The following is a 2,932-nucleotide window of genomic DNA, read 5'->3' on the forward strand; positions in this document are numbered from 1 at the left end:
GCTGTTGTGGATACTGGTTCTGCTGGTCGGGATTGCTTATTTGGCCCACCGCCGCATCGCCCCGCTGCCCGCCCTGGTCATCGTGGCCGTCTATGCCGTGGCAATGGGCGCTTTCAGCCGCGCGCCGGGCTGGTTGTTGCTGGTTATCTGGGTGTTGATCGCCGCTGTCGCCGCGCCCTTGCTGCTGCCCGACCTGCGCCGCAAATTGTTCAGCGCGCCGATGTTCAATTGGTTCCAGAAAACCCTGCCACCCATGTCGCAAACCGAGCGCGACGCCATCGACGCCGGCACGGTCTGGTGGGACGGCGAACTGTTCAGTGGCCGTCCGGACTGGAGCAAACTGCTGTCCTATCCCAAAGCGCAATTGAATGAAGAGGAACAGGCTTTCATCGACGGGCCGACCGAGACACTCTGCACCATGGTCAATGAATGGCAGCTCAGTCAAACCATGGACCTGCCGCCCGAAGTCTGGACCTTCATCAAGGACAACGGCTTTTTCGCCCTGATCATCCCCAAGGAGTTTGGCGGCAAGGGCTTCTCCGCGTATGCCCACTCGCAAGTGGCGATGAAACTGGCGAGCCACAGCGGCGACCTCGTAACCACCGTAATGGTCCCCAACTCCCTCGGCCCGGCCGAACTGTTGCTGCATTACGGTACCGACGAACAACGCAATCATTACCTGCCACGTCTGGCTCGCGGCGATGACATCCCGTGCTTTGCCCTTACAGGTCCCTTGGCCGGCTCCGACGCCGGCGGCATGCCGGACTCGGGAGTGATCTGCAAAGGTGAATGGCAGGGTCAGGAAGTCCTCGGCCTGCGCTTGAACTGGGAAAAGCGTTACATCACCCTCGGTCCGGTGGCCACCCTCCTCGGCCTGGCCTTCAAGGCCTACGACCCGGATCACCTGCTGGGCGACAAAGATGACCTGGGTATCAGCCTGGCACTGATTCCAACCGACCTGCCCGGTGTCGAGATCGGCCGCCGGCATCTGCCATTGGGCGCCGCATTCATGAATGGCCCGAATTCAGGCAAGGACGTGTTCATCCCGCTGGAGTTCCTCATCGGCGGCCAGGAGATGCTCGGCAAAGGCTGGATGATGCTGATGAATTGCCTGTCGGTCGGGCGTTCGATTTCCCTGCCGGCGGTGGGCACCGGCATGGCCAAGTTCACCAGCCTGGTGACGGGCCAATACGCTCAGGTTCGCGAGCAGTTCAACGTGCCGATTGGCGCTTTCGAAGGCATTCAGGAAGCCATGGCGCGCATTGGCGGCAACACCTGGATGATGGACGCCGCCCGCATGCTGACCGCCAATGCGGTCGACCTGGGCGAGAAACCGTCGGTGCTGTCGGCGATTCTCAAGTACCACCTGACCGAGCGCGGCCGCGACTGCCTCAGCGATGCCATGGATGTGCACGGCGGCAAGGCAATCATCATGGGGCCGAACAACTACCTCGGTCGCAAATGGAACTGCGCGCCGATTTTCATCACCGTCGAAGGCGCGAACATTCTCTCGCGCAATCTGATCATCTTCGGCCAGGGTGCAATTCGCTGCCACCCCTTCGTCCTCAAGGAAATGGCCCTTGCCGACCGTGAAGACAAGGATCAGGCGCTCACGGAGTTCGATGGCCTGCTGCTCAAGCACATCGGTTTCGCTGTGGGCAACGCCGCCAGTACGCTGGTGTTGAATCTCGGTTTCGGGCACCTGGAACACACCCCGGGCGACAAACTCAGCCAGGGTTACTTCCGTGCTCTCAATCGTCAGGCCGCTGCTTTCGCCCTGCTCGCCGACCTCAGCATGATGCTGCTGGGCGGCGCACTGAAACGCCGGGAACGTCTGTCCGCACGGCTGGGTGACGTGTTGAGCAACCTTTACCTGGCCTCCGCCGCGCTCAAACGCTACAACGACCTCGACTCACCGCAGTACATGGCGCCGCTGCTGGCCTGGGCCATGGAAGAAAGCCTGAGCCAGGCGGAACGGGCCATGGATGAGCTGCTGGATAACTTCCCGAACAAAGTCGTCGGCTGCCTGTTGCGGGTGATCGTGTTCCCGTTCGGTCGCCGGCACAAAGGGCCATCGGACAAACTCGGTGCCGAAGTCGCTGCGTTGATTGGCCGCGCCAAGTGCGACCCTGCCCTGGAGGAATTGCTCCTGGGTTGCTATCGCCCACAAGCGAGCGACGACCCGGTCGGTGCATTGCAACACGCCTGCAATCTGTTGAGCGCCGCACAGCCATTGCAGAAAAAATTGCACGTGGCACTCAAGAGTGGCCAGGTCAAACCGCTGGCCGGCGAGTCGGCGATCGATGCCGCCCTCGAGGCTGGTGTGTTGCAGCCGGTGGAAGCCCAAACCCTGCGTGAAGCCGAAGCGGCCCGGCGCAAGGTGATCGATGTCGATGACTTTGACCAAAAGGCTTTGGCACTGGCCAAGGGAAAAGTCCGCTGATCCCTTCAAGCATGTAAAAACGGGCGCGGGCGCTTTATACTCCCGCGCCCGTTTTGCTCTTGAGGACTTATCTCGTGTCCAACATCGTTGCCGATCATCTCGTTTTACTCGACCACCTGCGCAGCATCCTGGTCGCCRTAGGTGAGGCCGAGCAGGTTCCCGAAGAAAGCCATGCCTTGTTCCTTGAGCGCTTCGACGAATTGCTGGCGTCACTGCCGATCGACCCAATCGAAAGCCAGTACCTGGGCCAGGACATCCTGACTCAAGTCATTTCCCGTTATCCGCAAATCGCCCACCTGATTCCACGGGATCTGCTGTGGTATTTCGCCGGTGACTGCCTGCACTACTTGTCCGATGAAGAGATCGACCTGTATCAGGCATTGGAAGAGCGCCGCTTCGAAGCCGAACAGAACGACGAACCTTTCGACTGGAACCAGGAAAAGCAACTGCTGGCATTGTCGAACCAGGACAGCAAGCACTGATCTTCTA

2 protein-coding genes are annotated in these 2,932 nt (G+C 60.5%); both read left to right on the plus strand.

Annotated elements, in window-relative coordinates; all coding sequences use genetic code 11:
- The first annotated feature begins 1 nt into the window (after position 1).
- Entirely contained in the window at positions 2–2,443 is a 2,442-nt protein-coding gene (locus ACXRVY_RS22570) for an acyl-CoA dehydrogenase (RefSeq protein ID WP_458238281.1), read from the plus strand.
- A 74-nt stretch (positions 2,444–2,517) separates the two neighbouring features.
- Positions 2,518–2,925 carry a PA2817 family protein gene (locus ACXRVY_RS22575; protein ID WP_458238282.1) on the plus strand — a complete coding sequence of 136 codons (408 nt, stop codon included), beginning with the start codon at positions 2,518–2,520 and terminating at the stop codon, positions 2,923–2,925.
- Positions 2,926–2,932 lie beyond the last annotated feature (7 nt).

Source organism: Pseudomonas sp. P5_A2_2, from assembly GCF_054177685.1.